The following is a 17,151-nucleotide window of genomic DNA, read 5'->3' on the forward strand; positions in this document are numbered from 1 at the left end:
ATACAATAGATATCTACTGTATTCAGTTCGTATGAGCTTCGACGTCGAACGCGCGCGCCGCGAGACCCCCGGCTGCACCGAGGTGGTCCACTTCAACAACGCGGGCTCAGCGCTGCCCCCGGCCGTCGTGACCGACACCGTCGTCGGCTACCTGCGCCACGAAGCGCTGGTCGGCGGGTACGAAGCCGCCGCACTGGCCGCGGACCGCCTGGACGCGGTGTACGCGTCGGTCGCCCGGCTGCTCGGCGCCGGCACCGACGACATCGCGCTCACCGACAACGCGACCCGCTCCTGGCAGGCGGTGTTCTACGCGCTGCCGTTCGGTCCCGGGGACCGGATCCTGACCTCGCGGGCGGAGTACGCCAGCAACGCCATCGCGTTCCTGCAGGTCGCCCGGCGCACCGGCGCGGTCGTCGAGGTGATCGGCGACGACGAATCCGGGCAGCTGGACGTCGAAGAGCTGCGGCGGCGCGTCGACGGCGACGTCAAGCTGATCGCCGTCAGCCACGTGCCCACCCAGGGCGGGCTGGTCAACCCGGCCGAGGAGATCGGCGCGGTCGCTTCCGCTGCGGGGATTCCGTTCCTGCTCGACGCCTGCCAGTCGGCGGGCCAGCTCGACCTCGACGTCACCCGCCTCAAGTGCGACGCGTTGTCGGGGACCGGCCGCAAGTACCTGCGCGGCCCGCGCGGCACCGGCTTCCTCTACGTGCACCCGCGGCTGCGCGAGCGGCTGGAACCGGCGATGCTCGACCTGCACTCGGCGAGCTGGGAGTCGCCGTCGGAGTACGTCGTCGACCCGACGGCCAAGCGCTTCGAGGTGTGGGAACGCGACTTCGCCGCGGTCTGCGGCCTCGGCGCGGCTATCGACTACGCCCTCGGCTGGGGCCTGCCGTCGATCGAAGAGCGCGTCACTTCGCTGGCTGCGACGCTGCGAAGCCGGCTGGGTGAAGCCGGCGCGCGGCTGCACGACGCCGGGGCGCGGAAATGCGGCCTGGTCACGTTCAGCGTCGACGGCACACCGGCCGCGGACGTCAAGGCCCGGCTGGCGGCGGCGAACATCAACACGTCGCTGTCGACGCGCACCTCGGCCCAGTACGACTTCACCGCGCGGGCGTTGCCGGACATGGTCCGGGCGTCGGTGCACTACTACAACACCGAGGACGAGATCGACCTGCTGGTGCGGGAGATCGAGAAGCTCTAGAAGGCGTTCACGCCGGTCAGCTCGGCGGACACCGCCCAGAGGCGTTCGGCGGACACGGGGTCGACCGCGTAGTCCTTGACGCCCGTGCGCGTCCCGTCCGCAGGCGCGGGCTCGGCGATGTCGCAGTCCTCGAGGTACACGCCGCCGAGGCCGTCGAGCTGCGGCGACGTCGCCGCCCAGACCTGTGTCGCGGCGCCCTGCTCCGGCGTCTTCGCGCCACCGGTGACCCGGCCGGACTCGTCGACCATGCCCGCGTCGACGAGCTCCTGACGGTCCAGGTGGCGCACGAGGCCGGTGAGGATCCGGCCGGGGTGCAGGGCGAACGCGTGGACACCGTGGTCGCGCGCGAGCTCGTCGAGCCGCACCGCGAAGAGCACGTTCGCCGTTTTCGCCTGGCCGTAGGCGAGCCACTTGTCATAGCCCCGCGCGAAGTTCAGGTCGTCGAAGCGCACCGGGCCGTAGTGGTGACCGCGCGAAGACACCGAAACCACGCGCGCGCCGCGGGTGAACGCCGGCCAGAGCCGGTTCACCAGGGCGAAGTGCCCGAGGTGGTTGGTGGCGAACTGCGCCTCCCAGCCCGGCCCGACGCGGGTCTCCGGCAACGCCATGATCCCGGCGCTGCCGATGAAGACGTCGATCCCGCGGCCCGAGGCGGCGAACCGCTCGGCGAACGCCCGCACACTGCCGAGATCGCCGAGGTCGAGTTCGTCGATCTCGACGTTTCCGAAGCCTCGCAACGCTTCTTCCGCCGTGGCGCGGCGGCGGGCCGGGACGACGACGTGTGCGCCGGCCGAGGTCAGCGCCCGCGTGGTCTCGAGGCCGATGCCCGAATAGCCGCCGGTGACGACGGCGAGCTTGCCGGCGAGGTCGATCCCGGCGACGACGTCGGACACGGTGCTCGCGGCGCCGAAACCCGAGCCGAGCTTGTGCTGTGCGGTGGTCATGTCGCCGACGCTACGACCTGGAGCGGACTCCAGCGCAAGCTCAGCCCTTGAGCAGCTGCCGCGCGATCACGAGCTTCTGGATTTCGCTGGTCCCTTCGTAAATCCGGAACAGCCGCGCGTCGCGGTAGATCCGCTCGACCGGCACGCCGCGGACGTACCCCGTGCCGCCGTGGACCTGCACGGCGCGATCGGCGACCCGGCCGAGCATCTCGGTGCAGAACAGCTTCGCCGACGACGGCCCGAGTTTGCGGTCCTCGCCCGAGTCGTACTTCGCCGCGGCTTCGTGGACCATCGCGCGGCCGGCCGCGAGCTCGGCGTGCGACTCCGCGAGCAGCGCCTGCACCAGCTGGTACTCGCCGATCACCCGGCCGCCCTGGCGCGCCGTCCGCGCGTACTCGACGGCCTCGGCGAGGGCCCGCTCCGCCAGGCCGACGCAGAGCGCCGCGATGTGCAGGCGGCCGCGGGCCAGCGAGGCCATCGCGATGCCGAAGCCCTTGCCCTCTTCGCCGACCAGCGCGTCGGCGGGCAGCTCGACGTCGTCGAAGACCACTTCCGACGTCCACGCGCCCGCCTGGCCCATCTTGGCGTCGTGCGGGCCGACGGTGACGCCGGGTGCGCCCGCGGGGACGAGGAACGCGGAAATGCCGTGACTGCCGGTGCTTTCCGGATCGGTGCGCGCGAAGGCGACGAACACTTCGGCGAGCGGCGCGTTGGTGATGAACCGCTTGGTGCCCGACAGCCGGTATCGGTCGCCGTCGCGGACCGCGCGGCTGGTCAGGCCGCCCGGGTCCGAGCCCGCCTCGGCTTCGGTGAGCGCGAACGACGCGATCGCCTGCCCCGCGGCCAGGCGCGGCAGCCAGCGGGTGCGCTGCTCCGGCGTCCCGTGGTGCACGATCGCCTGGCCGGCGATGCCGTTGTTGGTGCCGAACAAGGACCGGAAGGCGGGTGTCGTCCAGCCGAGCTCGACGGCCAGCCGGACGTCCTCGGCCATGCCGAGGCCGAGCCCGCCGTACTCCTCCGGCAGCGCCCAGCCGAACAGCCCGAGCCCGGCGGCTTTTCCCGGATTTCGGCGGGGATTTCGTCGCGTTCGTCGATCTCCGCCTCGCGCGGCACGACCTCCTTGCGCACGAACTCCCGCACCGCGCCGAGGACCTGCCCGAAAACGTCCGCGTCCATGCAAGGCACGTTACCGGCCCGGATCGCTGCCCCCACGGGCACGACCGGACGCGGTAGCTTGGGCCGATGCGCAAGCCGCTCACCGTCGTCCTGGCCGCCCTCGCCGCGGCTCTCGTGCTCCCCGCGACCGCGTCCGCGACGCCCGGCAGCGGCGTCACCGGCACGATCCTGGCCCAGAAGACCATCGGGCACACCGATTACACGCTGCGGGAGGTCACCATCCAGCCCGGCGGCTACACGGGCTGGCACTTCCACGACGGCACGCTCTACGCGTACGTCAAGGCCGGCACGCTCACGCACAACCTGGCCGATTGCAGCATCGACGGCATTTTCGGCGCCGGTCGCGCGTTCTCCGAGAAGCCCGGCCAGGTGCACATCGGCCGCAACCTCGGGTCGACGCCGCTGGTGCTGGAAGTCCTGTACGTCCTCCCCGCGGGCAGCCCGCTGTCGGAGGACGCCCCGGACCCCGGCTGCGGCTTCTAGCCCGCCAGCCAGCCGGCGGCGTCGAGCCGGTAGGCCGCCGGGCCGACGACCGCGCGCAGGTCGTTCTCGAGCGCCGCGATCCGTTCCGCGCCGACCGTGCGCACCCAGTCGGCGCGCAGCTCGTCGAAGATCTCCGCCGACTTCCGGAGCACGTCGACGCCGTGCGCGGTGAGCCGGACGATCTTGCGGCGCGCGTCGGCGGGGTCGTCGGCGCGCTCGACGTAGCCGAGGGCCTCGAGCCGTTCGACGGTCTTGCCCGCCGCCTGCTTGGACACGCCGAGGCGGCGGCCGATCTCCGACGCCGTCGCCCCCTGCACGCCGACGGCCTGCATGGCGAAGCCGTACGACGGCCGCACGTCGGGGTGGCCGCGGCGGGCGAGCTCGGCGTGCAGGCGGTCGATGAGCGTGCGGAAGCCGCCGAAGAGCAGGAAGGGCAGCTCGTACCCCGGCGCCTCGGTCATGAGCCCTTGCCAAACTCGACAACCAGGTTTACTGTTTCGACCATCACTTCGACAACCACGTTGTCGATCCTACCTCCTGGAGACGCCTTGTTCACCGATCACACCCCCGAGTCCGCCCCGGCCGCCGCCCGCCCGGCGATTTCGGCCACCGCGAAGAAGTTCGGCCGCGTGCCGTCCGCCGTCGCCCGGCTGGCGACCTCCCCGGAACTGCTGAACGGCTTCCTGAAGCTCAGCGCGATCTTCGAGTCCACGACCTTGACGGCGCTGGAACGCGAGGTGCTGATCATGACGGTGGCCGCGCGCAACGAGTGCCACCTCTGCGTGGCGATGCACACGGCGACGCTGACCCGCTTGGCCGCGTCGCCGGAACTGGTGGCGGCGCTGCGGGCGGAGTCCCCGCTCCCGGACCCGAAGCTGGAGGCGCTGCGCGGCTTCGTCCACTCGGTCATGGACACCAGAGGCGAAGTCCCGGCGGCGGAACTGGCGGCGTTCACCGGCGCCGGCTACACGGAACGGAACGCCCTGGAGGTGGTGCTGGGCATCGGGACGTACACGCTCTCGACGTTCGCGAACCGGCTCACCAGAGCCCCGCTCGACGAGGTCTTCGCCGAGCACACCTGGCACCCGGCCGCCGCTTCGGTGTGAGGCCGGTCAGCGGGGCACGACGGTGCGGCCGTTCGCATCGCCTTCGACGAGGGCACGGTAGGCCTCGGCGACGACCGCCACCGGCGTGCCGCGGCCACCGTCCTCGCCCATCGCTTCGAGGGTTTCGCTGATCCAGCCGGGACTGACGACGTTGATCCGCGGTCCGCCCGGCAGCTCGGCGGCGGCCGACCGGACGAAGCCCTCGAGGCCGGCGTTGACCAAAGCGCCGAGCCCACTGCCCGGGATCGGCTCGGTGAACGTCCCGCCGGTGAGCGTGATCGAGCCACCGGCCGGCAGGCGCCGCGCCGCCCGCCGGGCGAGCGCGACCTGGCCGAGCAGCTTGGCCCGCAGGTCGTCGAGCACCTGCGCGTCGGTCAGCTCGGCGAGCGGGCGCAGCGGGACGTTGGCGGCGCAGCACACGACGGCGTCCGCGGCGGTCTCGAACAGCGCGTCGAGCGACCCGGGATCCGCCAGATCGGCGGCGGCCGGCGAAGTCCGCGAGACGGGCACGATCTCGTGACGTGGTTCGAGGACGGCGGCGACGGCCCGGCCGACGAGCCCGGTGGCGCCCAGCAGGATGATCTTCACCCCCTCGACGCTAACCCGTGCGATCGCGGAAGAATCTTCGCCACCCCGTGTCCGGCCCCCCGCGACGGCTCCGACCTCCTGGCAAACAGACCACGGAGAAGGAGCGGACATGGAGAAGCCGGCCGGACGGCGGGAGTGGCTGGGACTGGCCGTGCTCGTGTTGCCCACCCTGCTCGTCGCGATGGACATGACGTCGCTGTTCCTCGCGTTGCCGCAGCTCAGCGCGGATCTGGGCGCGAGCGGCCCCGAGCAGCTGTGGATCGCCGACAGCTACGGCTTCGTCGTCGCCGGGTTCGTCATCACCATGGGCACGCTCGGCGACCGGATCGGGCGACGGCGGCTGCTGCTCGCCGGCGGCGGGGCCTTCGGGCTCCTGTCGATCGTCGCCGCGTTCTCGACCGGGCCGGTGATGCTGATCGTCGTCCGCGGGGCGCTCGGGGTGGCCGGGGCGACGCTGATGCCGTCGACGCTCGCCCTGATCACGAACATGTTCCGCGACGAGAAGCAGCGCGCGAAGGCCGTCTCGATCTGGGCCACCTGCCAGTTCGCGGGCGGCGCGGGCGGCCCGGTGTTCGCCGGTTTCCTGCTCCAGCACTTCTCGTGGGGCTCGGTGTTCCTCGTCGCCGTTCCCGCGGTGGCCGTCCTGCTCGTCGCGGGCCCGTTCCTGCTGCCCGAGTTCCGCGCCCCGGCGTCCGGGCGGCTGGACCTGCCCGGTGTGGCGCTCTCGCTGGCGGCGGTGCTGCTGATCGTGTTCGGCCTCAAGCAACTGACGGCGGGCTCGCCGGTCCTGCCGGTCGCGGCGATCGCCATCGGGACGCTGCTGGGCGCCGTTTTCGCCCGCCGTCAGCTGACCACGGCGTCACCTCTGCTGGACCTGCGGCTGTTCCGGAACCGCCCGTTCACCGCGGTGCTGGTCGCGCTGGTGTTCGCCGGGGTCGCGATGGCCGGCGTCGGCCTGCTGGTGACGCAGTACCTGCAGAGTGTCCTCGGTCACTCCCCGCTCGCCTCGGCCCTGCTGTTCGCGCCGATGGGCCTCGGCGTGGCGGCGGGCACGATGACGGCACCGGCGCTGACCCGGTTCCTGGCTCCGGCGCCCGCGATCGCGGGCGGCTTGGCGGTGTCGGCGGCGGGCAGCCTCCTGCTCGCCCTCACGGACGGGCTCGCCCCGGTCGTGGCGGGCATCACGATCCTGGCGCTGGGCACGGGCCCGCTGTTCGCGCTGGGCATCGGCCTGGTGCTGGGTTCGGTTTCCCCGGAGCGCGCGGGCTCGGCGGCCTCGATGGCGGACACGGGCAACTACCTCGGCGGCTCACTGGGCCTGGCCCTGATCGGCCTGACGGCGGCGGCGGTGTACCACCGGGTCTTCCCGGCGGGCACGACGCTCGCCGCCGACGTCACCCGTCCGGCGGCGGCCGAGCAGGCGAAAGCGGCGTTCACGACCGCGCTGAACGTGACGGGCGTGATCGCGGCGGCGCTGTTCGCGGGCCTGGCCCTGCTGGTGACGACGATGCGCCGGACGGCGGTCGTCCCCGAACCGGCCGCCGGGTGAGCCACCGAATTACCCCGAAGAGGTGATCCCCCAGGGAAACGGGAAGACCCCCTTCCCCCGGCCATCCGGGGGAAGGGGGTCTTTCACGGACCCTGGCGGCGTTTAGAAACCGCCGTAGAACCACCAGGTGCCGTTGCCCTGGAGCGACCAGTAGCACGGGTCGCTGTAGTTGAACAGGACCCTGGCGCTCTCGCACTCCCCTTCGGTGGCGAACGGGCCGTAGTAGTCCCCGGCCTCTTTCGCGCTGGCCACGCCACCCAGCGAGAGGGTCATCACCGCGGCGACCCCCGCCCCGATCACCAGGTTTTTCACAGCACGCTTCAAGTTCACATACTCCTGACCGCTTGAGTGGTGTTCGGCGAGGTGCTGATCAGCTTCACGGCAGAGGTCGTCCTCAGCGAGAAATCACCCCAGATGATCAACACCGAAAGTGTGTATATCACACCAACATGCACCGCGCCGGGCAAATCACCAACCAGCGGCGAAACCTTCCGGTGGGCGCAGCAGGGTTCGAACCTGCGACCGCTCGGGTGTAAGCCGAGTGCTCTTCCGCTGAGCTATGCGCCCGGACGGCGGCGGTCCGGAACCGGACCGCCGCCGCGGGGAACTCAAGCCGTCAGTTCGGCCACGGCCTTCTTCCAGCCCTGCTGGTCGCGGGCCTCGCCCGGGGCGTTGACCTCGGCGAACCTGACCACACCGGCGGTGTCGATCAGGAACGTGCCGCGCACCGCCAGGCCGGCGTCGGAGTTGAAGACGCCGTACGCCTGGGCCACCTCGCCGTGCGGCCAGAAGTCGGACAGCAGCGGGAACTGGTAGCCCTCCTTCTCGGCCCACGCCTTGAGCGAGAACGGCGTGTCGACCGAGACGCCCAGCACCTGGATGCCCTTGTTGTCGTAGTCCGCGAACTCGTCACGGAGCTGGCACAGCTCGCCCGTGCAGATGCCGCTGAACGCGAAGGGGTAGAAGACCAGCAGAACCGGCTTGTCACCCCGGAACGACGACAGCTGGACCGGCTGCTTGTTGTAGTCGTTGAGCGTGAAGTCAGGGGCCTCAGAACCGACCTCGACGGTCATACCAGCGTTTCCTCTCCCGAACGGACACGTGCCTGCGACGACAACCCTATCGTGTCCGTCCGGCGGGACCGGCTCAGCGCTGCTTCGACTTCGACTTGGGCGACACCAGGCGGGTGCCTATCCAGTTCGGGCCGACACTGATGTTGGCGGTCTGGGCCAGGCCCACGACGGGTACCGCTTCGGCGATTTCGCTCGGTTCGACGTGCCCGGGCTGCCCCGTCTTGGGCGTGAGCACCCAGATCACGCCGGTCTCCTCCAGGGGGCCCCTGGCGTCGATGAGCGCGTCGCCCAGGTCGCCGTCGTCCTCGCGCCACCAGAGCAGCACCACGTCGATGACCTCGTCGGCTTCCTCGTCGAGGATGTCCCCGCCGATCTGCTCCTCGATCGCCGCGCGGACGTCGTCGTCGACGTCCTCGTCCCAGCCGATCTCCTGGACCACCATCTCGGGCTTGATGCCGAGCCTCTCGGCGACGCTGCTCTGATCAGCGTCTCCCGCGGCGACCACTGCTTTCACTCCTCCAACTGCGACGGAGCGTGGCTTCGGAGCACCCACGGAGGGTACGTCTGGGCCACACTCGGCTACCCGGTTGCCGATAGCGAACACTGGTGAGGCTCCGCGCGCAACCGTCCACACCGGATCTGTGACAACTCGTGTCGCAGGATACGGCCCGCGACCGGCCCGCCGCGACGGCGTTTCGGGTGCCAGGCGCCCCCGGTCTGCCACCCCGTCGAGGGTCGTCCCCTAGGGTGGGGAGGAATAAACGCGCGCGCGATACACCGCGCGCAGGGAGTGGCTCGACCGGGTCGGCCCATGTTACCGCCAAGTAGCGGTGCGGAAGCCGGGACGGAAGACGACGATGGAAGTCGTACACCCCCGCGTACGAGCACCACCGGCTACAACTTTTCGCAAGGAGACCCCTTGGCCCCGCAGAACGACGGCGCCTCCGGCAAGGAGACCCCGGCACGCGTACGCGTCATCCGTGACGGACTGGCGGCGCACCTGCCCGACATCGACCCGGAGGAGACCGCCGAGTGGCTGGACTCCTTCGACGAGGCTCTCGCGAGGGGCGGTCAGCAGCGGGCCCGTTACCTGATGCTGCGCATCCTCGAGCGAGCCCGGGAGCGCAACGTCGGCGTCCCGGCGCTGACCTCGACGGACTACGTCAACACCATCCCCACCGAGAACGAACCCTGGTTCCCCGGTGACGAAGACATCGAGCGCCGCTACCGCGCCTGGATCCGCTGGAACGCGGCGATCATGGTGCACCGGGCGCAGCGCCCCGGCGTCGGCGTCGGCGGCCACATCTCGACCTACGCCTCCTCGGCCGCGCTCTACGAAGTGGGCTTCAACCACTTCTTCCGCGGCAAGGACCACTCCGGCGGCGGCGACCAGATCTTCATCCAGGGTCACGCCTCCCCCGGCATCTACGCCCGCGCGTTCCTCGAGGGCCGGCTCTCGGAGTCGCAGCTCGACGGCTTCCGCCAGGAGTACAGCCACGCCGGCGAGGGCGGCGGCCTGCCGTCGTACCCGCACCCGCGGCTGATGCCGGAGTTCTGGGAGAACCCGACGGTGTCGATGGGCCTCGGCCCGATGAACGCCATCTACCAGGCGCGGTTCAACCGCTACCTGCGCGACCGCGGCATCAAGGACACGAACGACCAGCACGTCTGGGCGTTCCTCGGCGACGGCGAGATGGACGAGGCGGAGTCGCGCGGCCTGATCCACATCGCGGCCGGCGAGGGCCTCGACAACCTGACCTTCGTGATCAACTGCAACCTGCAGCGGCTCGACGGCCCGGTGCGCGGCAACGGCAAGATCATCCAGGAGCTGGAGTCGTACTTCCGCGGCGCCGGCTGGAACGTCATCAAGGTCATCTGGGGCCGCGAGTGGGACTCGCTGCTGCACGCCGACCGCGACGGCGCCCTGGTCAACCTGATGAACGTCACCCCGGACGGTGACTACCAGACGTACAAGGCCAACGACGGCGCGTTCGTCCGGGAGCACTTCTTCGGCCGCGACCCGCGGACGAAGGACCTGGTCAAGGACCTCTCCGACGCCGACATCTGGAACCTCAAGCGCGGCGGCCACGACTACCGCAAGGTGTACGCGGCGTACAAGTCGGCGCTGGAGCACCACGGCCAGCCGACGGTGATCCTGGCCCACACGATCAAGGGCTACGGCCTGGGCCCGGCGTTCGAGGGCCGCAACGCCACGCACCAGATGAAGAAGCTCACCCTCGACGACCTGAAGCTGTTCCGCGACTCGCAGCGGATCCCGATCAGCGACGAGGAGCTCGAGCGCGACCCGAAGCTGCCGCCGTACTACCACCCGGGTGCGAACTCGCCCGAGATCGAGTACCTGATCGGCCGCCGCAAGGCGCTCGGCGGCTTCCTGCCCGAACGCCGTCCGAAGTCGGCCAAGGCGCTCGTCCTGCCGGGCGACAAGGTCTACGAAGGCGTCCGCAAGGGCTCCGGCAAGCAGGAGGTCGCCACGACCATGGCGTTCGTCCGGCTGGTCCGCGAGCTGGCGAAGGACTCCGAGATCGGCAAGCGCGTCGTCCCGATCATTCCGGACGAGGCCCGCACCTTCGGCCTCGACTCGATGTTCCCGACGGCCAAGATCTACAACCCGCACGGCCAGACGTACACGTCGGTCGACGCGAGCCTGATGCTGGCCTACAAGGAGTCCGAGAAGGGCCAGCTCCTGCACGAGGGCATCAACGAGGCGGGCTCGACCGCGTCGTTCACCGCCGTCGGCACGTCGTACGCGACGCACGGCGAGCCGATGATCCCGATCTACATCTTCTACTCGATGTTCGGGTTCCAGCGGACCGGTGACGGCCTGTACGCCGCCGCCGACCAGATGGCCCGGGGGTTCGTCATCGGCGCGACCGCCGGCCGCACCACGCTGACGGGTGAGGGCCTGCAGCACGCCGACGGGCACTCGCTGCTGCTGGCGGCGACCAACCCGGCCGCGGTGGCCTACGACCCGGCGTGGTCGTTCGAGATCGCGCACATCGTCAAGGACGGCCTGCGCCGGATGTACGGCGAGACGGGCCCGGACGGCAACGGCGAGAACGTCTTCTACTACATGACGATCTACAACGAGCCGTACCAGCAGCCCGCCGAGCCGGAGAACCTCGACGTCGAGGGCCTGCTGAAGGGGCTGTACAAGTACGCCGACGCCCCCGCGGGCGACGGCCCCGAGGTGCAGATCCTGGTCTCGGGCGTCACGATGCCGGACGCGCTGAAGGCGCAGGAGAAGCTGGCCGAGGAGTGGGGCGTGCGGGCCGCGGTGTGGTCGGCGACGTCGTGGACCGAGCTGCGGCGCGAGGCCGTCGAGATCGACCACGACAACCTGCTCTACCCGGGCAGCGAGCCGCGCGTGCCGTACGTCACCGAGAAGCTTTCCCGCTCGAACGGGCCGGTCGTGGCGGTGTCGGACTGGATGCGCGCGGTGCCGGACCTGATCCGCCCGTACGTCCCGACCGACATGCTGACGCTGGGCACGGACGGCTTCGGCTTCTCCGACACCCGGCCGGCGGCGCGGCGGAAGTTCCTGGTCGACGCCGAGTCGATCACCGTCGGCGCGCTGTCGATCCTGGCCAAGCGCGGCGAGGTCGACCAGGCGAAGGTTCTCGAAGCGGCCACGAAGTACCGGCTCGACGACATCGCGGCCGCCGGGCCGCAGACGTCGGATTCCGGGAACGCGTGACCTGCTGCTAGGTTCGGGACCCGGCAGACATCCGATGTCTGCCGGGTCCCTTGGCACGTAGGGAGTGATGAAGGTGACGAAGCGCCGGCTGCCGAGGCCGAGTGAGCTGCAGCAGATCCTCCGGCCGAAGCCGATCGTGCTGAACCCGACGGACCGGCGGCTGGCGAACGCGCACACCATCGCCGACCTGCGGATGATCGCGCGCAAGCGCACCCCGCGGGCGGCGTTCGACTACACCGACGGCGCGGCCGAGCTGGAAGACAGCCTGCGCCGGGCCCGGCAGGCGTACCGGCGCATCGAGTTCCACCCGAACGTGCTGCGCGGGGTGTCCGACGTCGACACCACCCGGGAGATCCTCGGCAAGCCGTCGGCGTTGCCGTTCGCCTTCGCCCCCACCGGGTTCACCCGCATGATGCAGCACGAGGGCGAGCGGGCGGTGGCCCGCGTCGCCGAGCGCAACGGCATCCCGGTCGGGCTTTCGACGATGGCGACGACGTCGATCGAAGACCTCGCCGAGGCCGCGCCGGGCGCCCGCAAGTGGTTCCAGCTCTACGTCTGGCGCGACCACGGCGCCGGTGAAGATCTGATGAATCGGGCGTGGGCCGCGGGCTACGACACGCTCATGCTGACCGTCGACACGCCGGTCGGCGGCGCGCGGCTGCGGGACGTCCGCAACGGCCTGACCATCCCGCCCGCGCTGACGCTCAAGACGTTCCTCGACGGCGCGCTGCACCCGGCGTGGTGGTTCAACCTGCTCACCACCGAGCCGCTGACGTTCGCTTCGCTCAACCACTTCGACGGCACCGTGGCCGAACTGCTGAACAAGCTGTTCGACCCGACGCTGAACTACGACGACCTCGACTGGGTGCGCCGCACCTGGCCGGGCAAGCTGGTGGTCAAGGGCGTGCAGAACGTCGACGACGCCCGTGACGTGGTGAAGCACGGCGCGGACGCGGTGCTGCTGTCCAACCACGGCGGCCGCCAGCTCGACCGCGCGCCGACCCCCCTGGAGCTGCTCCCAGCGGTCCTCGACGAGATCCAGGGCGACGCCGAGGTCTGGATCGACACCGGCATCCTCTCCGGCGGCGACATCGTGGCGGCCATCGCCCGCGGCGCCGACGCGGTCCTGATCGGCCGCGCGTTCCTGTACGGCCTGATGGCCGGCGGCGAACGCGGCGTCCAGCGCTGCGTCGACATCCTCCGCACGGAGATGGTCCGCACGATGCAGCTCCTCGGCGTCCGCACCCTGAAGGACCTGACGCCGAGCCACGCCACCCTGCGTTAAACCTGCGCCTGGCCACCGTCGACGAAGAACTCGACGCCGTTGACGAAGCTCGCCTCGTCGGTGGCCAGGAACAGCGCGGCCGCCGCGATCTCCGCCGGGTCGCCGAGGCGCCCCAGCGGGACCTCCGCCGCCAGGCCGTCGACCAGGCCCTGCTGCGCGTCGTCGGGCACCAGGCCCAGCAGTCCCGGGGTGCGCGTCGGGCCCGGGCTCAGGACGTTGATCCGCGTCCCCGTGCCCTTGAGGTCGAGTGCCCAGGTGCGGGCGAAGTTGCGCACCGCCGCCTTCGTCGCCGCGTAGACGCCGAAGGCCGGGGCGACCCGCGTCGACGTCGTCGAGCCGGTGAGGATGATCGACGCGTTCGCGTTCAGCAGCGGCAGCGCCTTCTGGACGGCGAAGAGGACGCCCTTGACGTTGGTGCCGAACGTCGTGTCGAACTGCTCCTCGGTGATCTCGCCGAGCGGGGCCAGGACCCCGACGCCGGAGTTGGCGACCAGGACGTCCAGGCCGCGGCCGCGCTCGGCCACCACGCGGTAGAGCTCGTCGAGGTCGGCGAGGTTCGCCGAGTCCGCGCGAACCGCCTGCACCGACCCGCCGATCTCGGCCACCGCGTCGTCGAGCGCCTCCTTGCGGCGCCCGGTGATGAAGACGTGCGCGCCCTCGGCCGCGAACCGCTTCGCGATGGCGAGCCCGATGCCGGTGCTCCCGCCGGTCACGACGGCGGTCTTGTTCTCCAGGTTCACGGTGCTCCTCCAGTTCTTGACTATATCGTCCAGAACTTACGCCGTTCTGGACGAGATAGTCAAGAACGGGTAGCCTGATCTCATGGCCAGACCCCGGAGCTTCGACGAGGCAGCGGTCCTGCGCACGGCCAGGGACCAGTTCTGGGAGACCGGCTACGCGGGCACGAAGGTGGACGACATCGCCGCCGCGACCGGCCTCGGCAAGGGCAGCCTCTACGGGGCTTTCGGCGACAAGCACGCGTTGTTCCTGCGCGTCTTCGACCACTACTGCACCGAAGCGGCCGACGGCATACGCCGGCAGCTCGAGGGCCCCGACGCCACCGCGTATCGGCGCCTCGGCGACCACGTGCGCGCGATCGCCGAGACGGTCGCCGCCGACCGGGCGCGCCGCGGCTGCCTGATCGCGAAGAGCACGGCCGAATGCGCGGAGCACGACGAGGCGGTCGCGGCCCGCAGCCGACGGCTGTTCCGCGACCTGCAGGACCACCTGACGGCGTGCATCGCGGGCGCCCAGCGCGCGGGCGACCTCGCCACCGGCCAGGACCCGGCCCGCCTCGCCGGCCTCGTGCTGGCGGTCCTGCGCGGCCTCGAAGCACTGGGCAAGGGCGGCGTGGAAGCGGCCGAGGTCCGGGCGATCGCCGAAACCGCGCTCGCCGTCCTGCCGAGGCCGTGAAAGTCTGACTCGTTGAGCCAATTGGTCTCAACTTCTTGACGGACCAGCTGGTTTGTGACGAAGATCTCGGGCACTCGCCGAAAGGCCGTTTTCGCATCGTGGAAAACGGAGGTCGCCCGTGTTCGTGCAAGACGTGACCCCGCTGGGCTCGCTGGGCCTGTCCGCGCTCGTGGCCGTGCTGCCGCTCGCCACCGTCCTCGTGCTGCTGGGCGCCGTCCGGATGCGCGCACACCACGCCGCGCTGATCGGGCTGCTCGTCGCACTGGTCGTCGGGGTGGCCGCGTACGGGATGCCGGTCGTGCAGGCCGTCTCCGGGGCGCTTCAGGGCGCCGCGTTCGGGTTGTGGCCGATCCTGTGGATCGTCGTCAACGCGCTGTGGATCTACCGGCTCACCGTGCGGACCGGGCACTTCGACGTCCTGCGCCGCTCGTTCGGCCGGATCTCCGACGACCCGCGCATCCAGGCCCTGATCATCGCTTTCTGCTTCGGCGCGCTCATGGAAGCGCTCGCCGGGTTCGGCGCGCCGGTCGCGATCAGTGCCGTGATGCTGGTGGCCGTCGGGTTCCACCCGGTCAAGGCCGCCGTCGTCGCGCTGGTCGCCAACACCGCGCCGGTCGCGTTCGGCGCCATGGGGACCCCGGTCGTCACCCTGGCCCAGGTCACCGGCCTGCCGCTGCAGGAGGTCTCGTCGATCGTGGGCCGCCAGACGCCGCTGCTCGCGCTGGTCGTGCCGCTGCTGCTGGTGATCATCGTCGACGGCAAGCGCGGCCTCAAGGACACCTGGCTGCCCGCGCTCGTCTGCGGTGCCGCGTTCGGGCTCGTACAGTTCCTGGCCTCGAACTACGTGTCCCCGCAGCTGGCCGACATCGGCGCGGCGCTCGCCGGCGCGGCCGCACTCGTCGCCCTGCCCCAGACCCGGCGTCCGGTGCCCGAAGCCGTCCGGATCGGCACCGGCGGGACGGCGACCGCCGAAGCACCGCCGGAGGACTCGCGGGACGACGTCGTCAAGGCGTACCTGCCGTACCTGCTCATCATCGTGATCTTCTCGATCGCCGTGCTGCCGCCGGTCAAGCGGCTGCTGGACAAGGCGACCTGGAAGTTCCGCTGGCCCGGGCTGAACGTCGCGGCCCCGAACGGGAAACCGGTCTCCGGCAACACCTTCTCGCTGCCGTTCCTCAGCACCGGCGGGACGCTGGTGCTGCTGGCCGGCGTCATCACGGCGGCGATCCTGGCGGTGAAGGCGAGCGACGCCGCGCGCGAGTGGCTGGCGACGGTCAAGGAGCTGCGGTTCGCGATCCTCACCGTGACCGGGGTGCTGGCGCTGGCCTACGTGATGAACCTGTCCGGCCAGACGACCACGATCGGCACGTTCATCGCCGCCGCGGGCGCCGGGCTGGCGTTCCTCTCCCCGGTGCTGGGCTGGTTCGGCGTCGCCGGCTCGGGGTCCGACACCTCGGCCAACGCGCTGTTCGGCGCCCTGCAGGTGACGGCGGCGCACCAGACGGGCCTGCCCGCGGACCTGCTGGCCGCGGCGAACAGCTCCGGCGGCGTCCTCGGCAAGATGGTGTCCCCGCAGAACCTCACCATCGCCTGCGTGGCGGCGAACCTGCCGGGCGAAGAGGGGAAGCTGCTGCGGAAGGTGCTGCCGTGGAGCATCGGGCTGCTGCTCGTGATGTGCCTGATCGTCTGGGGTCAGAGCACCGCGGTGCTCAGCTGGATGCTGCCGTGACCCCGGGCCGGGCGGCGACGCGCCGGGCGGAGCGGTTCCAGCTCCACCAGCCGTGCACGACGAGCCCGGCGAACACGAGGTAGATCGCGGCGGAGAAGTAGAGCCCGGACGAGATCTGCAGCGGGACGCCGATCGCGTCGACGGCCAGCCAGACCAGCCAGAACTCGACGAGCCCGAGCCCCTGCGCCCCGAAGGCGACGAGGGTGCCGACGAAGATGGCAGCGTCCGGCCAGGGCGCCCAGGAGGCGTGCAGGGCGTCGAGGACCAGCGCCATCACGGTGGTCCCGACGACGAAGGCACCGATCATGGCCAGCCGTTCGGCGAGCCGGCCCTTGCGGACGACCACGCCGAACACCGGGTCCCGGCGGCGCGTCCAGGCCCACCAGCCGTAGACGGAGATGGCGAGGATGGCGACCTGCCGCGCGGCGAGCCCGCCGAGGTGCGCGGAGGCGTAGACGGCGAACAGCAGCACGGTGGCCCCGACCTGCACGGGCCACGTCCACAGGGTGCGACGCTGCGCGAGGAACACGACGGCGAGCGCGAACACCTGCCCGGCGAGCTCCGCGATCGAAATCCACTGGCCGAGCACGGTGATCCCGTGGTGCAGCAGGAAGTCCACGTCACGCCCCTTTCGTCCTACCGCTCCCAACATGCTCCCCGGCGAACGCATTCCCCAGAGACTGTGAGCGGCGGAACATCCCGCACCGTGAGACCGGCCAAGCGCCCCAATGTGGCCTTCGGTGCGCTCAACGCAACCAATGTGGCCTTCGGTGCGCCCAACGCACCCAAGGTGGCCTTCGGTGCGCCCAACGCACCCAAGGTGGCCTTCGGTGCGCCCAACGCACCCAAGGTGGCCTTCGGTGCGCCCAACGCACCCAAGGTGGCCTTC

The 17,151-nt window shown here is 70.9% G+C and carries 17 protein-coding genes, 1 tRNA gene and 1 pseudogene; 9 read left to right on the forward strand and 10 right to left on the reverse strand.

What is annotated here, in order from left to right; genetic code table 11:
* Window positions 1-31 precede the first annotated feature (31 nt).
* Complete coding sequence (locus tag ACLJQE_RS43750; protein ID WP_410645771.1) at window positions 32-1,201, forward strand: aminotransferase class V-fold PLP-dependent enzyme; 1,170 nt, start codon at window positions 32-34, stop codon at window positions 1,199-1,201.
* On the opposite strand, the gene ACLJQE_RS43755 is transcribed toward ACLJQE_RS43750, so the two are convergent.
* Window positions 1,198-2,145 carry an SDR family NAD(P)-dependent oxidoreductase gene (locus ACLJQE_RS43755; protein ID WP_410645772.1) on the reverse strand — a complete coding sequence of 316 codons (948 nt, stop codon included), beginning with the start codon at window positions 2,143-2,145 and terminating at the stop codon, window positions 1,198-1,200. The two genes, ACLJQE_RS43750 and ACLJQE_RS43755, sit on opposite strands and share 4 nt — an antisense overlap.
* 40 nt (window positions 2,146-2,185) lie before the next feature.
* Window positions 2,186-3,321 (reverse strand): annotated as a pseudogene (locus ACLJQE_RS43760) (acyl-CoA dehydrogenase family protein).
* Between the two features lie 66 nt (window positions 3,322-3,387).
* On the opposite strand from ACLJQE_RS43760, the gene ACLJQE_RS43765 reads away from it, so the two are divergent.
* Window positions 3,388-3,804, forward strand: coding sequence for a cupin domain-containing protein (locus ACLJQE_RS43765; RefSeq protein ID WP_410645773.1), 417 nt, complete (start codon window positions 3,388-3,390; stop codon window positions 3,802-3,804).
* Here ACLJQE_RS43765 and ACLJQE_RS43770 read toward each other — a convergent pair.
* A complete protein-coding gene (locus ACLJQE_RS43770; protein ID WP_410645774.1) occupies window positions 3,801-4,265 on the reverse strand; it encodes a MarR family winged helix-turn-helix transcriptional regulator in 465 nt (154 codons plus the stop codon). The genes ACLJQE_RS43765 and ACLJQE_RS43770 overlap by 4 nt on opposite strands.
* An 87-nt stretch (window positions 4,266-4,352) precedes the next feature.
* On the opposite strand from ACLJQE_RS43770, the gene ACLJQE_RS43775 reads away from it, so the two are divergent.
* Window positions 4,353-4,910 (forward strand): carboxymuconolactone decarboxylase family protein, encoded by a 558-nt coding sequence (locus ACLJQE_RS43775; RefSeq protein WP_410645775.1) that lies wholly within the window; start codon window positions 4,353-4,355, stop codon window positions 4,908-4,910.
* 6 nt (window positions 4,911-4,916) lie between these two features.
* Here ACLJQE_RS43775 and ACLJQE_RS43780 read toward each other — a convergent pair whose 3' ends face one another.
* Complete coding sequence (locus ACLJQE_RS43780) at window positions 4,917-5,498, reverse strand: short chain dehydrogenase (RefSeq protein ID WP_410645776.1); 582 nt, start codon at window positions 5,496-5,498, stop codon at window positions 4,917-4,919.
* Between the two features lie 109 nt (window positions 5,499-5,607).
* Between ACLJQE_RS43780 and ACLJQE_RS43785 the strand changes: the two genes are divergently transcribed.
* Window positions 5,608-7,047, forward strand: a complete 1,440-nt coding sequence (locus ACLJQE_RS43785) for an MFS transporter (protein ID WP_410645777.1) — start codon at window positions 5,608-5,610, stop codon at window positions 7,045-7,047.
* 102 nt (window positions 7,048-7,149) lie between these two features.
* Here the strand turns inward: ACLJQE_RS43785 and ACLJQE_RS43790 are convergent, their stop codons facing one another.
* The 4 genes from ACLJQE_RS43790 to ACLJQE_RS43805 all read right to left on the reverse strand — a co-directional run bounded on the left by ACLJQE_RS43790 (window position 7,150) and on the right by ACLJQE_RS43805 (window position 8,625).
* Window positions 7,150-7,359, reverse strand: coding sequence for a hypothetical protein (locus tag ACLJQE_RS43790; RefSeq protein ID WP_410645778.1), 210 nt, complete (start codon window positions 7,357-7,359; stop codon window positions 7,150-7,152).
* A gap of 183 nt (window positions 7,360-7,542) precedes the next feature.
* A tRNA-Val gene (locus ACLJQE_RS43795) sits at window positions 7,543-7,614 on the reverse strand.
* 41 nt (window positions 7,615-7,655) lie between these two features.
* Window positions 7,656-8,120: a peroxiredoxin gene (locus ACLJQE_RS43800; RefSeq protein WP_410645779.1), complete on the reverse strand. Its 465-nt coding sequence runs from the start codon at window positions 8,118-8,120 to the stop codon at window positions 7,656-7,658.
* Window positions 8,121-8,193: 73 nt separating this feature from the next.
* Window positions 8,194-8,625 carry a DUF3052 domain-containing protein gene (locus ACLJQE_RS43805; RefSeq protein ID WP_103342984.1) on the reverse strand — a complete coding sequence of 144 codons (432 nt, stop codon included), beginning with the start codon at window positions 8,623-8,625 and terminating at the stop codon, window positions 8,194-8,196.
* A gap of 414 nt (window positions 8,626-9,039) precedes the next feature.
* On the opposite strand from ACLJQE_RS43805, the gene aceE reads away from it, so the two are divergent.
* On the forward strand, window positions 9,040-11,835 hold the full coding sequence (aceE, locus tag ACLJQE_RS43810; protein ID WP_410645780.1) for a pyruvate dehydrogenase (acetyl-transferring), homodimeric type: 2,796 nt from the start codon (window positions 9,040-9,042) through the stop codon (window positions 11,833-11,835).
* A 73-nt stretch (window positions 11,836-11,908) separates the two neighbouring features.
* Window positions 11,909-13,120 carry an alpha-hydroxy-acid oxidizing protein gene (locus tag ACLJQE_RS43815; RefSeq protein ID WP_410645787.1) on the forward strand — a complete coding sequence of 404 codons (1,212 nt, stop codon included), beginning with the start codon at window positions 11,909-11,911 and terminating at the stop codon, window positions 13,118-13,120.
* Here the strand turns inward: ACLJQE_RS43815 and ACLJQE_RS43820 are convergent.
* A complete protein-coding gene (locus ACLJQE_RS43820) occupies window positions 13,117-13,860 on the reverse strand; it encodes an SDR family oxidoreductase (protein ID WP_410645781.1) in 744 nt (247 codons plus the stop codon). The two genes, ACLJQE_RS43815 and ACLJQE_RS43820, sit on opposite strands and share 4 nt — an antisense overlap.
* Window positions 13,861-13,942: 82 nt before the next feature.
* Between ACLJQE_RS43820 and ACLJQE_RS43825 the strand changes: the two genes are divergently transcribed.
* Both ACLJQE_RS43825 and ACLJQE_RS43830 read left to right on the forward strand, forming a co-directional pair.
* Complete coding sequence (locus tag ACLJQE_RS43825) at window positions 13,943-14,533, forward strand: TetR/AcrR family transcriptional regulator (protein WP_410645782.1); 591 nt, start codon at window positions 13,943-13,945, stop codon at window positions 14,531-14,533.
* Between the two features lie 118 nt (window positions 14,534-14,651).
* Window positions 14,652-16,262, forward strand: coding sequence for an L-lactate permease (locus tag ACLJQE_RS43830; protein ID WP_410645783.1), 1,611 nt, complete (start codon window positions 14,652-14,654; stop codon window positions 16,260-16,262).
* Here the strand turns inward: ACLJQE_RS43830 and ACLJQE_RS43835 are convergent.
* The gene (locus tag ACLJQE_RS43835; protein WP_410645784.1) at window positions 16,243-16,881 is read right to left on the reverse strand and encodes a nicotinamide riboside transporter PnuC; all 639 of its coding nucleotides are present in this window, start codon (window positions 16,879-16,881) and stop codon (window positions 16,243-16,245) included. The two genes, ACLJQE_RS43830 and ACLJQE_RS43835, sit on opposite strands and share 20 nt — an antisense overlap.
* Before the next feature lie 87 nt (window positions 16,882-16,968).
* On the opposite strand from ACLJQE_RS43835, the gene ACLJQE_RS43840 reads away from it, so the two are divergent.
* On the forward strand, window positions 16,969-17,151 hold a 183-nt coding region (locus tag ACLJQE_RS43840; protein WP_410645785.1), incomplete at its 3' end, for a hypothetical protein.

The sequence above is a fragment of the Amycolatopsis sp. lyj-346 genome, assembly GCF_046548975.1.
GTDB lineage: Bacteria > Actinomycetota > Actinomycetes > Mycobacteriales > Pseudonocardiaceae > Amycolatopsis.